At 73.7% G+C, this 1,188-nt stretch carries 1 protein-coding gene; it reads right to left on the minus strand.

The annotated features are described in order from the left end of the window. The coding region (locus B8460_RS17850) for an FkbM family methyltransferase (protein WP_048862972.1) at positions 1–1,105 on the minus strand (1,105 nt) is incomplete at its 3' end. Positions 1,106–1,188: the final 83 nt, after the last annotated feature.

Here is a 1,188-nt window from a genome sequence, read left to right on the forward strand (position 1 = left end):
CATGGGCGTTGGCGGCGGCGATGCCGGCGGCGGCGTCCTCCGCCGCGCGGCGCAGCGCGTCCAGCCGGCGTGCCACCGCGTCGTCGGGGCGGGGCGGCAGGGCAGGGGTCGGGCCGGTCGGCGAGGCGATCAGGTCGAGATGGTCGGTGCCGCGCCGTTCCAGCGCCGCCAGGACGGCGGCGTTATCCAGCGGCGCGTCGTGGTCGCCCTCCGCGTCCGCGAGGGCGTAGCCCTGGGCGCGCAGCCAGTCGAGATAGGCGTAGCCGTCGATGCCGGCGATGCCCGGCATGATGCCGGGACAGAACTCCGTGATGATGACCGGCCGATGCCGCGCCAGCAGCCGGGTGCAGCCACGCAGGGCGGCAGGCTCCGCCCCGTCGACGTCGATCTTGACGAGGGCGATGCGTGGCGCCGCGGGGATCAGGTCGTCGAGCGGCAGCGCTGGCACGGTGCGCGAGGCGAGCAGCGCCGCCGCCTCGTCCGCAAGCGGGCTGGTCGTGCCGGTCGAGTACATGGTGTGCAGCGCCAGCAGACCCGGCGCGGCGCCGGCCGCGATCTGCAGGACCGTCAGGTTGTCGAAGCCGTTGACCAGCCGGCTCGCCGCCAGAAGGCGTGCGTTGTCGGCGTTGGCCTCGACCGCATAGATCTGTCCCGCCGGCCCCACGAGACGCGCCGCGAGCAGGGCGAAGTAGCCGACATTTGCGCCGATATCGAGAAACCCGTCGCCGGGGCCGAGCAGGCGGCGCAGCAGCGCCTCGACATGCGGCTCATAGCCGCCCTTGGCGATCAGCGCGCCGTTATGCGGATCGTCGGGCGAGGCATAGATCGCGAACTCGGGCCGGCGATGCAGGATGGGGGCGCCCGCCGCCGCCACGCGCCGGGGCCGGCGCGCGTATTCGAGGCTGTTCATATAGGCGGCCACCACGTCGTCGAGGCGGCTGCCCGCCTGCGCCGCATGGCCGACCCATTCCTCGGCGTCCGGATGCCGGCCGAGCAGGAGGCGGAAGCAGTGGAAGATATCTGCGAGCGTGGCCGTGCCGTCATAGGGGCGCAGCCACGCCTCCTCGACGCCGGCGGTCGGGTCGGTCAGCCTGTCGTCGGCCAAAGCGCGCGCCTCCCCCTACTGCCCGTCTGGCCGACCCCTCGGGTAAGGGGCGCGCCGAGGGCCCGCCCCGATCTAGCGGCCAA

The sequence above is a fragment of the Acidisphaera rubrifaciens HS-AP3 genome (assembly GCF_000964365.1).
GTDB classification, from domain to species: domain Bacteria; phylum Pseudomonadota; class Alphaproteobacteria; order Acetobacterales; family Acetobacteraceae; genus Acidisphaera; species Acidisphaera rubrifaciens.